Here is a 14,897-nt window from a genome sequence, read left to right as displayed (position 1 = left end):
CACCCGCAAGAACCGCGGGACTCCGGTCCCGCGCCCCGAGCCCCGGCCCGGGTGGACACTTCCCTCCACCTCACCCCCCAAGTCCCCCGGGCCGGGATTCCTCACCCCCCACCGATCCGGTGCGCCGGATCAGCGAAGGAGGAAGAAGGCGGGAGCTCGTTCCCGCCCCGCGAGTTCCGGCCGGTGGACGTTCTTCCCTCCACCTCACCCCCCGAGTCCACCGCGCCGGAACTCCTCCCCGCACCAGTCCCGCAAACCTTCCGCTCACCCGGTGCCGGTGTGTCTTGAATGAGTCATTCAGGACCTCCGGTGACCTGAATGACTCATTCAAGACAGTCCGGAGCCCGCCCTCGGCCACCAGGCCGGCGCACCGAAGGCGCAGTCGCCCAAGGAACTCCCGCAGGGGAGAGCGGCAAGACCCTCGGGCCGGCGGCTCGAAGCCAGTCCCCGAGGGGGGCCTCGAAGCCCTCGACCGCGGCGCCGGCCCCGCTCCTCAGCACCGAAGTCAGCTCCCAAGCCAGGCCCCGAAGCCGGCCCCTCGAACCCCGGTCCGGTGGATGCTTCCCTCCACCTCACCCCCCTCATCCCCGGACCGGCCCACGCTGCGGTCCCCGTGCTCCGGCACGGGGACCGCGGCCCAGAAGTCCAGCGGCACCCGGCCCACTCCGCGCCCCGCCGCGTCGAGCAGGCGGCCCATCAGCTTCACGTTCCGCAGCGTCACCGCGCGGGCGACCACTTCCAGCCACGGCAGCTTCGCCGCGAGCACCGCCTCCAGCCCCAGCGTGTCGTGCTGCGAAGGCAGCCACACCACCAGCATCAGGTTCGCCGTCCCGGTCAGCGCCGCGCACATCCGCACCTCCGGCAGCATCGCCAGCGACCGCGCGGTCGTCTCCAGCTTGTCCGGCGGCACGCTCAGCCACAGCGTCACCGTGACCGGTGCCGGCGACGCCGACCGCGCGATCTCGCACCGGACGCGGATCGCGCCCCGGGCCAGCAGCGCGTCCAGCCGGCGCCGGATCGTCGTCGCGCCGACGCCGAGTTCGGCCGCCAGGGAAGCCGCCGACGCCCGCGCGTCCACCCCGAGGGCCAGGATCAGCGCGCGGTCCGCGTCGTCGAACCGCAGCGGCGCGCGGTTCCTCGCCGGTTTCGCCGACAGCGCCTCCCGTTGCCCCGGCGAGATCGCCCGGACCCGCCACCGGCTGCCCTCGGTGAACATCCGCGGCGACAGCATTGTCCGCACCCGCGCCACCCCGGGCACCGCCGCCACCCGGTCGAGCACGTGCGCCCCCAGCTCGCGCAGGCTCGGCGCGACGACGTGGGCGAGCAGGTCGCACGGCCCGGCCACGTACTCGACGGTCGCCACGTGCGGGTCCGCGGCCAGTGCGGCCGCCACCGACAGCGCCGTCCCGGGTACGCACTCGATCTCGACGAACGCCAAGGTCAGCCGCGCGCTCAGCTCGCCGCCGACGTACGCGGTCAGCCACGCGTCGCCGCGCTCGACCAGCGTGTCCCAGTGCCGGGCCGCGGTCACCGCGCTCAGGCCGAGTGCGCGCCCGAGCGTCGACCACGACGCCCGCGGCGCGGCCTGCAGCGCGTCGACCAGTTTGAGATCTTGCTCGGTCAACATGGCGGATTCTTCGGTCATCGGCCCTCGCAGCGGTGGTTTCAGGGCTTTTCCACGGCCATTGTGCTCGACACTTGCATGATCTGCGGATGACCCTGCGCTCCGACGCCGCCGACCTGCTCGCCGACCTGGTCGCCTTGCGCCGCGACCTGCACCGCGTCCCCGAAATCGGCCTGCACCTCCCGCGCACCCAGGAACGGGTGCTCACCGCCCTGGACGGCCTGCCCCTCGAACTCAGCCTCGGCAAGAACCTCTCGTCGATCACGGGGGTCCTCCGCGGCGGCAAACCGGGCGGAACCGTCCTCCTCCGCGGCGACATGGACGCGCTCCCGGTGACCGAGAACAGCGGCGAGGAGTTCAGCTCGACCGTCGACGGCGCCATGCACGCCTGCGGCCACGACCTGCACACCGCGGGCCTGGTCGGCGCGGCCCGCCTGCTCGCCGCCCGCCGCGAAGACCTGCCCGGCGACGTCGTCTTCATGTTCCAGCCCGGCGAAGAAGGCTGGGACGGCGCCGGCCACATGATCGAGGAAGGCGTCCTGACGGCGTCCGGCAAGCACGTCGACGCCGCGTACGGCCTGCACGTTTCGGCCGCCAGCTACGCCAAGGGCCAGTTCACGGCCCGGCCCGGCACGCTGATGGCGGCCTCGGGCGCCCTCGAGGTCCGCGTGCTCGGCGACGGCGGCCACGGCTCGTCCCCGCACGACGCCCGCGACCCGATCCCCGCCGCCTGCGAGATGGTGACCGCGCTGCAGACGATGGTGACGCGCACCTTCGACGTCTTCGACCCGGTCGTCGTCACGGTCGGCCAGTTCCACGCCGGCACCCGGCGCAACATCATCCCGGACGACGCGAAGTTCGAGGCGACGCTGCGGTCGTTCTCGCCCGAGGTCGCGGCGAAGGTGGGGGAGCGCGCGGTCCAGGTCTGCCGCGGCATCGCCCAGGCGCACGGCCTCGACATCGAAGTCACCTACGAACCCGAGTACCCGGCGACGGTCAACGACGCCGCCGCGTACGACTTCGTCGCCGACACCATCCGTGACGTCTTCGGCGAAGAGCGGTTCACCGAGATGGCCGATCCGATCACCGGCTCGGAGGACTTCTCCCGCGTCCTCGAACGCGTTCCCGGCGCGTACCTGTTCCTCGGTGCCTGCCCGACGGACCCGGAAACCGCGCCGGACAACCATTCGCCGCGCGCCCGCTTCGACGACGGCGTCCTCGGCGACGGCGCCGCGCTGCTGGCCGAACTCGCCGTCCGCCGGCTCGCGCTCCTGGCGGGGTGACGCCCGTGCGCAGCTACCACTGGCCGCCCGTGCTCCCGGTCGTCGCGCTCGTCCTGATGCCGTTCCTGCCGTTCGTCAACACCACCGGGCTGTGGCTCGGGCTGCCGCGGATGATCGTGTGGGGCGCGTTCTGGTGCCTCATGTTCACCCCGGCGCTGCTGCTGTCCGAGCGCCTGATGCGCGGGCGGGAGGAGGAGCCGTGATCCTCACGTTCACCCTCGCCGGCATCGTCCTGATCGGCGTCCTCGGCTTCCTCGGCCGGCGCAAGCCCGTCGCCGACCTGGCCGAGTGGACCGTCGGCGGCCGCCGCTTCGGCGCGCTCACCATGTGGTTCCTGCAGGCGGGCGAGGTGTTCACCACCTTCACCTTCCTCGGTATGGCCGGCCTCGCGTTCTCCGGCGGCGTCGCGGCGATGTACGCGCTGCCGTACGTGCCGATCGCCTACGTCGTGCTGTTCTTCCTCGCGAAACGCCTGTGGACGATGGGCAAGGAGCGCGGCTACCTCACCCAGGGCGACTTCCTCGAGGACCGCTACGCCAGCCGGGCGCTCGGGACGCTGTCCGCGGTGCTGGGCGTGGTCTTCGTGCTGCCGTACCTGCAGCTGCAGATCACCGGGCTCGGCCTGATCGTCCGGCTGGTCACCGGCGACAGCGCGTCCGGCACGCTGAGCATGGTCACCGGCAGCGTGCTGGTGGTGGCGTTCGTGCTGTGGGCCGGGCTGCGCGGCGTCGCGGCGACGTCCTACTTCAAGGACGGGATCATGCTGGTCGCGCTGGTGGTGCTGATCATCGCCGTGCCGACGCACTTCGCCGGCGGCATCGGGGGAGTGTTCCACAAGATCGAGCAGCTGCACCCGGAGAAGCTGATCGTCCACAGTGGAGCGAACGACCACGTGTGGTTCGTGACGAGCATGCTGGTCAGCGCGATCGGCGTCGGGCTGATGACGCTGCCGCACTCGTGGCCGGCGCTGATGTCCGCACGCGACCCGAAGGTGCTGCGCCGCAACTACACCTGGATGCCGGTGTACGAGCTGTCGCTGCTGCTGCCGATGCTGATCGGCTTCGCGGCGATCATCGTGGTGCCGAAGGGGAGTGACCCGAACGGCGTATTGCTGACGCTGTCGAAGGACGCGTTGCCGCAGTGGGTGACCGGCGTCGTCGTGGTCGCCGCGACGGCCACCGCGATGGTGCCGGCGGCCGGGATCCTGATCGGCATCTCGTCGCTGGTGGCGCGCAACATAGTCCGCGTCCGCAGCGGACGCAAGCAGTTCTGGATCAACCACGGCACGGTTGTGCTCGCGAGTACCCTTGCCCTCGTGCTCGGCATCTTCCGGCCGGACCTGCTGGCCAACCTGCTGTTGCTCACCTATTCGGGGTCGGTCCAGCTGGCCCCGGCCAACCTGCTGGGGTTCCTGAAGCGGGTACCGGTCGGCAAGGGCCCGGTGTTCGCCGGGCTGATCGCGGGCGAGCTGGTCGTCGTCTGGCTGACCTTTGTGGACACCCATTTCGCGGGCACGGTCAACGTCGGGCTGATCGGGCTCGGCGTGAACGTCGTCGTGCTCGCACTGGCCGCGGTCGTGGCGCCGCGCAAGACTGCACTCGTGGAGGCGGCGTGACGCGCACGGTTTTCACCGGCGGCTCGGTGTTCGACGGCACGGGCGCGGACCCGGCGCCGGCCGATGTGGTGGTCGAGCACGGCCGGATCGTCGACGTCGGCACGGACCTGGACGGCGACGAGGGCGTCGACTGCTCGGGCGCGGTGCTGCTGCCGGGACTGTTCGACTGCCACGTGCACGTCACGGTGTCGGACATCGGGTTGCTGGCCCGCGTGCAGAAGCCGTTTTCCTACCAGTTCTACGAAGCGGCGCGGAACCTGTGGGCGACGCTCGGGCTGGGGATCACGACGGTCCGCGACGCGTCGGGCGCGGACCTCGGCATCAAGCAGGCGGTGGACGACGGCCTGATCCCGGGGCCGCGCTTGCAGATTTCGATCGGCCTGATCAGCCAGACGGGCGGCCACGGCGACAGCTGGAACCCGTCCGGCCTGTGCGTCCCGCTGCTGGTCCCGCACCCGGGCCGCCCGGACGCGACGGCCGACGGCCCCGACGAGATGCGCCGGGTCGCCAGAACCCTCCTGCGCGCGGGAGCGGACGTGCTGAAGGTGTGCACGACGGGAGGGGTGCTGTCCCCGCGCGACGACCCGCGCCACTCGCAGTACACCCCGGAGGAGCTGGAGGTCCTGGTGGCGGAGGCGGCGGCCCAGGGCCGCCCGGTGATGGCCCACGCCCAGGGAGCGGCGGGCATCAAGAACGCGGTCCGCGCGGGCGTGCGGTCGATCGAGCACGGGATCTACCTGGACGACGAGGCGATCGAGCTGATGCTCGGCCACGGGACGTGGCTGGTCCCGACGCTGATCGCCCCGGTGAACGTGGTCCGGGCGGCGGACGCGGGAGTGGATTTGCCCGCCGCGGTGGTGGCGAAGGCGCGCGAGGTGGTGGAGGCGCACCGCGATTCGGTCCGCCGCGCGTATGCGGCGGGGGTCCGGATCGCGATGGGGACGGACAGCGGAGTGGGGCCGCACGGGACGAACCTCGAGGAGCTGGCGTTGATGGCGGCTTGCGGGATGACCCCGGGGGACGTCCTGGAGGCGACGACGTCGTCTGCTGCGCGGTTGATGGGGTTGGACGGCGAGCTGGGGCGGGTCGAGCCCGGGTTGCGGGCGGACTTGGTCGTGGTTTCCGGGGATCCCTATGACTTTCCGGGGCTGGCGTCGAACATCCGGGAGGTCTGGAAGGACGGGGTACGGGTGGTCTGAGGCCCAGGCACCTGGTGCTGTCCGGACCGGTCAGAGCTCCGGGCTCAGCAGGTCCTTCAACGCCGCCGCGAACTTCGCCGGGTTCCGCTGCGGAGCCAGATGCGCCCCGGGCATCTCCGTGAACGGCAACCCCAGCTCCAAAGCCAAGATCTTCGCCGGCTGGTAGTGGTACCGCCCCCGGCTGCCCTCGCCCGCCACCGGGATGATCTCCGTGCTCGCCTTGCGCAGCGCTCGCAAATCCGGCAGGTAGTCGAAGAACTCCGTCAGCTCCCGGTCGAACAGCCGGATCCAGTCGGCCTCGTGGGGCAGCCGCATGTTCGGCAGATCCGGCAAAGCCGCGCCGGCGATCGCGTCCGCGAAACGGGTCACCGCTGTCATCAGCTCGCCCGACCGGGCCAGGCGGACCTGCTCCGAGGCCGCTTCCAGCCACGCTCCCGCGTCCGGCATCAGGTGGACCGCCGGGGGTTCGTGCGCCACCAGCGTCGTCACGTGATCCGAAAACCTGGCCACCAGGTCCAGCCCGATCAGCGCCCCCGCGCTCGTGCCGAACACCAGAGCCGGGCCGAGGCCCACGTGGTCCAGCACCGCCCGCGCGTCGTCCGCCTGCAGCGGCACCGGGACGGGGCCCGTCGTGGAGTCCGTGCTGCCGAAGTGGCCGCGCCGGTCGTACGTGATCACCGTGTAGTCCGCGTACAGCAGCTTCGCCAGCGCGCGGTAGGAGTCGCCCGACCCGGTGCCGCCCGGGATCAGCAGCAGCGCCGGCCCCTCGCCGCCGCGGCGGACGAGGAGCTCGCCGTTCTCCACCGGGCAACGGCTTTCCGAGATCATGCACCGAAGTCAAGCACAAGCCGGACGGCGCACCGGCCGGGGGCTAGAGCCGTTCGACGACCGTTGCCGTGGACAGGGCGCCGCCCGCGCACATCGTCACCAAAGCCGTCGATGCGTCGCGGCGCTCCAGCTCGTGCAGTGCCGTCGTCAGCAAGCGCGCTCCCGTGCTGCCCACCGGGTGGCCGAGCGCGATCGCGCCGCCGTTGACGTTCACCCGGGACTCGTCCGGCTCGACAACCTGCTGCCACGACAACGCCACCGAAGCGAACGCCTCGTTCACCTCGAACAGGTCCACGTCACCCACCGTCATCCCGGTCCGGGACAGCACCCGTTCCGTCGCGCGGATCGGGCCGTCCAGGTGGTAGTACGGCTCCGCGCCGACCAGTGCCTGCGCCACGATCCGGGCCCGCGGCCGCAACCCCAGCGAAGACGCGCGCGCGGAGTCCATCAGCAGCAAAGCCGCCGCGCCGTCGGAAATCTGCGACGACGTCCCCGCCGTGTGGATCCCGTCCTCGACCACCGGCTTCAGCCGCGCCAGGCCTTCGACCGTCGTCTCGCGCAGACCCTGGTCGCGGTTGACCAGCCGCGTTTCGCCCGTCGGGTCACCGGAAGAACTCAGCACCGGCGCCTTCACCGGCACCACTTCGCGGTCGAAATGTCCGGCTTCCCACGCCGCCGCGGCCTTCTGCTGGGACGCGGCGCCGAACGCGTCGACGTCGGCGCGCGTCAGCCCGCGCCGGACCGCGATGCGCTCCGCGGCGCCGTACTGGTTGGGCAAGTCGATCGACCACGACGACGGCCGCGGCGACGCGCCGGCCCGGTTGGCGCCCAGCGGCACCCGGCTCATCGCCTCGACCCCGCACGCGACGCCGACCTCGATGGCGTCCGCCGCGATCAGCCCCGCGACCAGGTGGGTCGCCTGCTGCGCCGAGCCGCACTGGGCGTCGATCGTCGTCGCGCCCGCCGTCTCCGGGAGGCCCGCGTGCAGCCACGCCGTGCGCGTCACGTTGTTGGACTGCTCGCCCGCCTGCGTGACGCAGCCGCCGATCAGCTGCTCGACCAGCGCGGGGTCGATCCCGGCGCGGTCGAGGAGGGCCAGCTGCGCGGCGCCCAGCAGCTCGGCCGCGTGCAGGCCGGCCAGCAGCCCGCCCCGCTTGCCGATCGGGGTCCGCACGGCTTCGACGATGACCGGCACGCCCATGTCGTCCCTTTCGTCGGGGAACTCTTGTCCAGTAGCCAGAAAACTAGAACAAGTTATCGTTTGTGGCAAGCGGTCCCAGGTTCGACGGGATCTTGATCTACGTCCGGTGAGCGGTCGCTCACCTGGCCTCATCGGTCAAGTTAACGGGTTTCACTGAACGGTCTTCCGCAAGTTAACACCGTATGCTTCAATCGCCGTTAGAACGTGTTTCAAAGGCGAACCGTGGGAGGCACCGTGGCCGCTCCGCTCATCCCCGCCGGTTTCGACTTCACGGACCCGGACCTCTACGCCCAACGGCTGCCCGTGGACGAGTTCGCCGAGCTCCGGCGGACCGCCCCCGTGTGGTGGAACCCCCAGAAGCACAACACCGCGGGCTTCCGCGACGACGGCTACTGGGTCGTCTCGCGCCACGCGGACGTCAAGGAGGTGTCCCGCGACAGCACGCTGTACTCGTCGAGCGAGAAGACGGCGATCATCCGCTTCGACGAGAGCATGACCGAGGACAACCTCAACGCGAACCGCCTGGTGCTGCTCAACATGGACGCCCCGCAGCACACCAAGCTGCGGCGGATCGTGTCGAAGGGCTTCACCCCGCGGTCCATCGCGAAGCTGGAGGACACCCTGCGCGACCGCGCCGAGCGGATCGTCTCGGAAGCGCGCAAGAAGGGGTCGGGCGACTTCGTCACCGACGTCGCGTGCGAGCTGCCGCTGCAGGCGATCGCCGAGCTGATCGGCATCCCGCAGGAGGACCGGCTCAAGATCTTCGACTGGTCGAACCAGATGGTGGCCTACGACGACCCCGAGTACGAGGTCGAGCCCCTCGAGGCGTCCGCGCAGCTCATCGGCTACGCCTGGAACATGGCCGAGGACCGGCGCAAGTGCCCGATGGACGACATCGTCACGAAGCTGATCCACGCCGACGTCGACGGTGAGGCGCTCGGCTCCGACGAGTTCGGCTTCTTCGTCATCCTGCTCGCGGTCGCCGGCAACGAGACGACGCGCAACGCCATCAGCCACGGCATGAAGGCGTTCATGGACCACCGGGACCAGTGGGAGCTGTTCAAGGAGCAGCGGCCGAAGACCGCGCCGGACGAGATCGTCCGCTGGGCGACCCCGGTGGTCGCGTTCCAGCGCACGGCCACCCGCGACACCGAGCTGGGCGGCGCGCAGATCCGCAAGGGCGACCGCGTCGGGATGTTCTACAGCTCGGCCAACTTCGACCACGAGGTGTTCGAGGACCCGGAGAAGTTCGACATCCTCCGCGAGGACAACCCGCACGTCGGCTTCGGCGGCACGGGTTCGCACTACTGCATCGGCGCGAACCTGGCCCGCTTGGAGATCGACCTGATCTTCAACGCGATCGCGGACGTGATGCCGGCGATCACCGAGGCGGCACCCCCGGTGCGGCTGCGGTCGAGCTGGCTGAACGGGATCAAGCACTACCCGGTCCGGTACGCCTGAGCCGGACCGCCGACGGGACGCGCTCGCCGGGGCCGGGTGGCATCATGGCCCGATGGCCCCGCGAGCGACCGTCGACGTCGAGTTCTCCTTCCGCGTCACCGCACCCGGGCCCGCGGCGATCTCCGTCGCCGCCGCGCACGCCGACACCGAAGAGCTCACCGTTTCCTGGCACGGCGACAGCGAGCTCGCCGAATTCGACCACGGCACCCGCGCCGAGGTCTTCACCCTGCCCAAAGGCGAACACCGCGTCACCTACCACGCCGAACGCGCGCTGACCGACCCCGAACCCGAGCCGGTCACGCTCGCCGACGTCGCCGTCTTCACCCGGCCCAGCCGGTACTGCCCCTCCGACCGCGTCGCCGGGCTCGTCCCGCCCGCGGCGATCAAAGCCAAGGGCACCAAGGCGAAAGTCGACGCCGTCGTCCGGAACGTCCACGAGCGACTGTCCTATGTGGTCGGCTCCAGCCGGCCCACCGACGACGCGATCGACACCCTGCTCGCCGGCGAAGGCGTCTGCCGCGACTTCGCGCACGTCTGCGTCACGCTCTGCCGGTTCCTCGACATCCCCGCCCGCTACGTCGGCGTCTACGCGCCCGGCCTCTCCCCGATGGACTTCCACGCCGTCTTCGAGGCCGCGATCGACGGCCACTGGTACGTCTTCGACGCCACCCGCCTCGCGCCGCGGCAGACCATGCTGCGGATCTCCACCGGCCGCGACGCCGCGGACACGTCCTTCCTCGCCACCCTCGGCTGCGAGCTCGACTTCCTCGGCAGCACGGTCTTCGCGACGACCGACGCCGCCCTCCCGGTGGACGACGGCACGGGGCTCGTCGTCCTGAGCTGATGGGCCGACCGCGTGTTGCCTGCGCGAAGTGGCCTCCGGCTGGGTAGACAGAGTCCGTGAAGAGTTCCCCGAAGGCCCCGAGCCCCTGGGCCCGGGCCCGCGCCCGGTACCGGTGGCTGGACCACATCGCCCGCGCCGCCGACCGCTACATCGACGCCGGTGGCTACCACTACATCGCCTCCATCACCTACTTCAGCCTGCTTTCGCTGGTTCCGCTGCTGATGGTGACGTCGTCGGTCGCGGGGTTCGTGCTGGCCAGCCAGCCGCACCTGCTCGACACGATGGTCCACGCGATCGTCTCCACGCTGCCCGGCGGGCTCGGCGACAAGGCCACCGACCTGCTCACCGGCTTCGTCGAGCAGCGCACGAGCGTCGGGGTGTTCGGTCTGGTCATCGGCCTCTACTCCGGCTGGAACTGGATGAACGCGCTGCGGGACTCGCTGACGGCGCTGTGGGGGCAGAACCGGTCCGACCAGCCGTTGCTGCGGCTCATCGCCGTCGACCTGCTCGCGCTGCTCGGCCTGAGCGCCGCGCTGCTCGTGTCGTTCACGCTCACCATCTCCGGCACCGCGCTCGGCAGCTACCTGCTGCGGCTCGCCGGCCTCGACGACACGAGCTGGGGGCACCAGCTCGTGTCGGCGTCCTCGGTCCCGCTGTCGCTGGCCGCCGACTGGCTGGTGTTCCTGTGGGTGCTCACGCGGCTGCCGCGGCAGAAGGTCGGCGTGCGCAGCGCGGTGCGCGGCGCGGTCGCCCTGGCCGTCGGGTTCGAGGCGCTCAAGCTGGCCGGGGGCTTCTACCTGCGGCTGATCGGCGACTCGCCGACCGGCATCGCGTTCGGCTCGGTCATCGGCCTGATCTTCTTCATCTCGCTCGTCGCGCGGCTGCTCGTCTACGTCACGGCGTGGACGGCGACCGGCTCGGACGCGCCGCCGAAGCCGGTCCAGCCGCCGGCGCCGGTGGTGCTGAACCCGGTGGTCGTGGTGGACCCGCCGGTCGCGGTGCCGGCCACCGTCGGGGTCGTGACAGGGGTGGTCGGGACGCTGCTCGCGCTCAAGTGGCGACGTTCGCGAGGCTGAAGAGCCGGTCGAGCTGGTGGTCGATCAGCGCGATCGCCGCTTCCGGTGTCCGCTGGCCCAGGATGATGCTGGTCTGCAGGCCGTCGACGCTCGACAGGAGCAGCTCGGCCTCCGGCAGCAGCTCGAGGTCCGGGGCGACCTCCCCGCGGTCGCGGCCCCACGCCAGCAGGTCCGCGGTCAGCCGTTCCAGGTCGGGCGGCGCGGCGCTGAACGCCGACGCCAGCCCGGGGTCCGAAAGCGACCGGACGAAGTACGCGAGGTGCACGAGGTAGCGCGTGCGGCGCTCGTCGCCGACCGGCAGCATCCCGACGAGCATGGCCCGCAGCACCTCGCGCGGCGCCGCGTCCTCCTCGGGGCCGAGCTCCGCGCGGATGCTCTCCCCGGCGTCGGCGTTGAGGATCTCCAGCGCGCCGAGCAGCAGGTCGTCGCGCGTCCCGAAGTAGTACTGGACGAGCCGCAGCGAGACGCCGGCCTCGGCCGCGACCTTGCGCAGCGACACGTCTTCGAGCCCGCGCGTGCTGGCGATCCGCCAGACCGCTTCGGCGATCTGGCGGCGGCGCTGCTCGTGGTCGGCGAGTCTGGGCATGGTGGGTCGAGCGTATCAACGCGGCTTGTGCGCGCCGACCACCCACATCGAGAAGTACTGCGACCCGCCGCCGTAGGCGTGCCCGACCGCGATGCGCGCGCCGTCGACCTGGTAGTCCCCGGCCCGGCCCATCACCTGCTTCGCGGCTTCGGAGAAGCGGAGCATGCCGGACGCGCCGATCGGGTTGGACGAGAGCACCCCGCCGGACGGGTTCACCGGCAGCCGCCCGCCGATCGCCGTCTCGCCGGCTTCGGTGACCTTCCAGCCTTCGCCTTCGGGCGCGAACCCGAGGTTCTCCAGCCACATCGGCTCGAACCACGAGAACGGCACGTAGATCTCCGCGACGTCCACTTCGGACATCGGGTCCTCGATCCCGGCCTCGGCCCACAACGCGGCCGCGGCGTCGCGCCCGGCCTGGGGATTGACCTGGTCACGGCCGGCGAACGTGGTGGGCTCGGTGCGCATCGCCGTCGCGTGGATCCAGGCGGCGCCGCCCTCGACGGCGTCCCCGGCGGCTTCGTCGCCGAGCACCATCGCGCACGCGCCGTCGGACGACGGGCACGTCTCGTCGTAGCGGATCGGGTCCCACAGCATCTGCGACTTCTGCACCGACTCGACGGTGATGTCGGCCTGCTGCAAGTGCGCGTACGGGTTGAGGGCGCCGTTGCGCCGGTCCTTCGCCGCGACGATCGCGCCGACGTGCTCGGGCGCGCCCGACCGGCGGATGTAGGAACGCACGTGCGGCGCGAAGTAGCCGCCCGCGCCGGCCCCGACGGGCATCTGGAACGGCGGCAGGATCGACAGGCCCCACATCGCGTTCGACTCGGACTGCTTCTCGTACGCCACGGTCAGCACGCGGCGGTGCACGCCGGACTGGACCAGCGACGCGGCGACCAGCGCCGTCGACCCGCCGACCGAACCGGCGGTGTGCACGCGCAGCAGCGGTTTCCCGTTGGCGCCCAAAGCATCCGCGAGGAACAGTTCGGGCATCATGACGCCCTCGAACAGGTCCGGCGCCTTGCCGAGCACGACGGCGTCGATGTCGGTCCAGCCGACTTGCGCGTCGGCCATCGCGCGGTCGATCGCCTCGCGCAGCAGGCCCGGCATCGAGACGTCCTGGCGCTTGGCGCGGTGGTGCGTCTGGCCGGTGCCGAGCACGGCGGTGAGCTGCTTGGTCATCGGGCCTCCAGCACGGTCACCAGGTTCTGTTGCAGGACCGGGCCGCTCGTCGCGTGCGCCACGGCCTTGCGGGATTCGCCGCTGTGGATCCGGGCCGCCGCCTCGCCGATGCGGGCGAGGCCGGCGGAGAACATCGGGTTGGCGGCCAGCGCCCCGCCGGAGGGGTTGATCTTGACGTCGTCGCCGAGCTTCAACGCCGTCCGCAGGATGAGTTCCTGGTGGGTGAAGGGCGCGTGCAGCTCGGCGAGGTCGGCGCCGTCGAGGTCCAGCGCGCTCGCCGCGGCCTCGGTGGACGGGCTGCGCGTGAGATCGCGGGCGCCGAGGACGGGGGAGTCGACGCGGTGCTCGATGCCCTGGATCACCGCTGGATGGTCCACGATGTCCTTCGCGCGTTCCACAGTGGACAGGACGATGACCGCGGCGCCGTCGGTGATCGGCGCGATGTCGTGCCGCCGCAACGGGTCGGCGTAGTACGGCGTGTCCAGTAGTTCGGCGACGTCCTTGCCGGTGCCGCGCGCGGCGACCTCGGCAAGGTCCTTTTCGGACCAGAGGCCGGCTTCGAGACCCATGCGCGCCTGGATCCCGGCGATCGAGACGGAATCCGGCCACAGTGGAGTGACGACGTACGGGTCGAGCTGCAGGGCGAGCACCCGGCGCAGCTGTCCGGCGCTGGACTTGCCGAAGCCGTAGACGAGCGCGGTCTCGACCTCGCCCATCTTGATCTTCAGCCACGCTTCGTAGAGCGCCCAGGCGGCGTCCATCTCGACGTGCGACTCGTGGATCGGCGGGAACGCGCCGATCGCGTCGACGGCGGCGATGAACGAGAACGCGCGCCCGGCCAGGTAGTCCGACGAGCCGGAGCACCAGAAGCCGATGTCCTGTTTGGACAGGCCGGTCCGCTCGAAGACCTCGGCGAAGATCGGGACGAGCATTTCCACGCCGTTGGTGGTGCCCGGGGTTTCGCGGACGTTGGGGGCCTTCGCGAAGCCCGCGATCGCGACGTCTGGCATCAGGACCTCACAGGTGGTGGGCGAAGGTTTCGTAGGCCGCGTCCGGCTCACCGGTCGGCTCGAAGTGGCTGATGTTCTCCAGCGACGTCCACCACTCGTCGCGCGGTTTCCACGCGGCGCGCACGCGCATGCCCATCTTGACGTCCTGGGCGTCGCAACCGAGGACGAGGTGCAGGAAGGCGATGTCGGCGCCGTCGAGCAGGATGTACGCGGCCACGTACGGCGGCTTGAGGCGCTGGCCGAGGAACGGGACGTTGACGATGCAGAACGTCGTCACGATGCCGGTGTCGGGGAGTTCGACCTCATCGGTGGTGGGGACGCCGTCGGTCGGGCACGCACCGCGCGGCGGGATGTAGACCTTCTCGCACTTCGGGCACCGCTGGCCGATGAGCTTGCCCTCGGCGAGACCGCGCAGGTACCGGCTTTCCTCGGGGGAGGCGGAGTGCATGTACTTCAGGTGCACGGGGGTGATGACGACGCTGACGGGAGCGCCTTCTTCGCGCTCGGCGACCGGGGGCGCGGGCGCGGTCGGCGTGGTGTCCTCGGCGTCGACCGGCAGGAAGTAGGCGATGTCGCGGATGTGCCCCACGGTCTCGTCGGCCCATCGGACGCGGACCCGCTGTCCACTGTGGATGTTCGCGGGGGAGCCGGCGTCGACGGCGTGGAGCATGGCGGTGTCGGCACCGTCGAGCTTGACGAGCGCCCAGGCGAACGGCCGGTCGAGCGGCTGCCCGTCGAGCGGTTCGGGACACCACGACCACGACACGACGGTGCCCTCGTCGGCGACGGGGACGAACTCGCCGAGCTGAGCGGCGGTCCCGGGGTCGTACTCGACGGGCGGAACGTGCACGCGGCCGTCACTGCCCCGGACGCCTTCGATCCGGCGTTCGCGCAGGGAGGTGACGAACCGGCCCAGAACGGGCCCGGTGGACCGCGTGTAGTCGAAGCCGACGTTGAGGGGTGCCGCCAGTGGTGTCTCGGTCACGTCCAT

The 14,897-nt window shown here is 71.2% G+C and carries 14 protein-coding genes; 7 read left to right on the top strand and 7 right to left on the bottom strand.

Features of this window, described 5'->3' with window-relative positions; all coding sequences use genetic code 11:
- Positions 1–505: 505 nt before the first annotated feature.
- Positions 506–1,627, bottom strand: coding sequence for an Lrp/AsnC family transcriptional regulator (locus tag ACIQWX_RS35245; protein ID WP_400880659.1), 1,122 nt, complete (start codon positions 1,625–1,627; stop codon positions 506–508).
- A gap of 86 nt (positions 1,628–1,713) precedes the next feature.
- Between ACIQWX_RS35245 and ACIQWX_RS35240 the strand changes: the two genes are divergently transcribed.
- From ACIQWX_RS35240 to ACIQWX_RS35225, 4 genes are read left to right on the top strand one after another with little or no spacing between them, the layout of a single operon-like run.
- Positions 1,714–2,907, top strand: coding sequence for a M20 family metallopeptidase (locus ACIQWX_RS35240; protein WP_400880656.1), 1,194 nt, complete (start codon positions 1,714–1,716; stop codon positions 2,905–2,907).
- 5 nt (positions 2,908–2,912) lie between these two features.
- On the top strand, positions 2,913–3,110 hold the full coding sequence (locus ACIQWX_RS35235; protein WP_086670897.1) for a hypothetical protein: 198 nt from the start codon (positions 2,913–2,915) through the stop codon (positions 3,108–3,110).
- Positions 3,107–4,522, top strand: coding sequence for a sodium:solute symporter (locus ACIQWX_RS35230; protein WP_400880653.1), 1,416 nt, complete (start codon positions 3,107–3,109; stop codon positions 4,520–4,522). The genes ACIQWX_RS35235 and ACIQWX_RS35230 overlap by 4 nt, the downstream gene beginning before the upstream one ends.
- Positions 4,519–5,721, top strand: a complete 1,203-nt coding sequence (locus ACIQWX_RS35225) for an amidohydrolase family protein (RefSeq protein ID WP_400880650.1) — start codon at positions 4,519–4,521, stop codon at positions 5,719–5,721. Before ACIQWX_RS35230 ends, ACIQWX_RS35225 begins: the two co-directional genes overlap by 4 nt.
- A gap of 30 nt (positions 5,722–5,751) precedes the next feature.
- On the opposite strand, the gene ACIQWX_RS35220 is transcribed toward ACIQWX_RS35225, so the two are convergent.
- Positions 5,752–6,549 (bottom strand): alpha/beta fold hydrolase, encoded by a 798-nt coding sequence (locus ACIQWX_RS35220; RefSeq protein ID WP_400880647.1) that lies wholly within the window; start codon positions 6,547–6,549, stop codon positions 5,752–5,754.
- A gap of 43 nt (positions 6,550–6,592) precedes the next feature.
- Positions 6,593–7,750 (bottom strand): steroid 3-ketoacyl-CoA thiolase, encoded by a 1,158-nt coding sequence (locus ACIQWX_RS35215; protein WP_400880644.1) that lies wholly within the window; start codon positions 7,748–7,750, stop codon positions 6,593–6,595.
- 234 nt (positions 7,751–7,984) lie between these two features.
- Between ACIQWX_RS35215 and ACIQWX_RS35210 the strand changes: the two genes are divergently transcribed.
- Genes ACIQWX_RS35210 through ACIQWX_RS35200 form a run of 3 tightly spaced genes read left to right on the top strand, consistent with a single transcriptional unit; the run spans position 7,985 to position 11,131 of the window.
- Positions 7,985–9,211, top strand: a complete 1,227-nt coding sequence (locus ACIQWX_RS35210; RefSeq protein WP_400880641.1) for a cytochrome P450 — start codon at positions 7,985–7,987, stop codon at positions 9,209–9,211.
- A 52-nt stretch (positions 9,212–9,263) separates the two neighbouring features.
- Entirely contained in the window at positions 9,264–10,055 is a 792-nt protein-coding gene (locus tag ACIQWX_RS35205) for a transglutaminase family protein (RefSeq protein ID WP_400880638.1), read from the top strand.
- Between the two features lie 56 nt (positions 10,056–10,111).
- Positions 10,112–11,131, top strand: a complete 1,020-nt coding sequence (locus tag ACIQWX_RS35200; protein ID WP_400880635.1) for a YhjD/YihY/BrkB family envelope integrity protein — start codon at positions 10,112–10,114, stop codon at positions 11,129–11,131.
- Here the strand turns inward: ACIQWX_RS35200 and ACIQWX_RS35195 are convergent.
- The 4 genes from ACIQWX_RS35195 to ACIQWX_RS35180 are packed head-to-tail and all read right to left on the bottom strand — an operon-like array spanning position 11,106 to position 14,897.
- Positions 11,106–11,717 carry a TetR/AcrR family transcriptional regulator gene (locus tag ACIQWX_RS35195; RefSeq protein WP_400880632.1) on the bottom strand — a complete coding sequence of 204 codons (612 nt, stop codon included), beginning with the start codon at positions 11,715–11,717 and terminating at the stop codon, positions 11,106–11,108. The genes ACIQWX_RS35200 and ACIQWX_RS35195 overlap by 26 nt on opposite strands.
- A gap of 15 nt (positions 11,718–11,732) precedes the next feature.
- Positions 11,733–12,896, bottom strand: coding sequence for a thiolase domain-containing protein (locus ACIQWX_RS35190; protein ID WP_400880629.1), 1,164 nt, complete (start codon positions 12,894–12,896; stop codon positions 11,733–11,735).
- Positions 12,893–13,906 (bottom strand): thiolase domain-containing protein, encoded by a 1,014-nt coding sequence (locus tag ACIQWX_RS35185; protein WP_400880626.1) that lies wholly within the window; start codon positions 13,904–13,906, stop codon positions 12,893–12,895. The genes ACIQWX_RS35190 and ACIQWX_RS35185 overlap by 4 nt, the downstream gene beginning before the upstream one ends.
- A gap of 7 nt (positions 13,907–13,913) precedes the next feature.
- Complete coding sequence (locus ACIQWX_RS35180; protein WP_400880623.1) at positions 13,914–14,897, bottom strand: Zn-ribbon domain-containing OB-fold protein; 984 nt, start codon at positions 14,895–14,897, stop codon at positions 13,914–13,916.

Origin of the sequence: Amycolatopsis sp. NPDC098790, from assembly GCF_044759945.1 — a bacterium.
Lineage (GTDB): Bacteria > Actinomycetota > Actinomycetes > Mycobacteriales > Pseudonocardiaceae > Amycolatopsis.
The sequence above is the reverse complement of the archived record's forward strand: the minus strand, read 5'-3'. Positions and strand labels throughout refer to the sequence as shown.

What these genes read in the sequence shown, in the direction of transcription:
- ACIQWX_RS35245 (WP_400880659.1), bottom strand. Translation starts at nt 1,627, where the DNA reads ATGTTGACCGAGCAAGATCTCAAACTGGTCGACGCGCTGCAGGCCGCG.
- ACIQWX_RS35240 (WP_400880656.1), top strand. Translation starts at nt 1,714, where the DNA reads ATGACCCTGCGCTCCGACGCCGCCGACCTGCTCGCCGACCTGGTCGCC.
- ACIQWX_RS35220 (WP_400880647.1), bottom strand. Translation starts at nt 6,549, where the DNA reads ATGATCTCGGAAAGCCGTTGCCCGGTGGAGAACGGCGAGCTCCTCGTC.
- ACIQWX_RS35215 (WP_400880644.1), bottom strand. Translation starts at nt 7,750, where the DNA reads ATGGGCGTGCCGGTCATCGTCGAAGCCGTGCGGACCCCGATCGGCAAG.
- ACIQWX_RS35205 (WP_400880638.1), top strand. Translation starts at nt 9,264, where the DNA reads ATGGCCCCGCGAGCGACCGTCGACGTCGAGTTCTCCTTCCGCGTCACC.
- ACIQWX_RS35195 (WP_400880632.1), bottom strand. Translation starts at nt 11,717, where the DNA reads ATGCCCAGACTCGCCGACCACGAGCAGCGCCGCCGCCAGATCGCCGAA.
- ACIQWX_RS35190 (WP_400880629.1), bottom strand. Translation starts at nt 12,896, where the DNA reads ATGACCAAGCAGCTCACCGCCGTGCTCGGCACCGGCCAGACGCACCAC.
- ACIQWX_RS35185 (WP_400880626.1), bottom strand. Translation starts at nt 13,906, where the DNA reads ATGCCAGACGTCGCGATCGCGGGCTTCGCGAAGGCCCCCAACGTCCGC.
- ACIQWX_RS35180 (WP_400880623.1), bottom strand. Translation starts at nt 14,897, where the DNA reads ATGGACGTGACCGAGACACCACTGGCGGCACCCCTCAACGTCGGCTTC.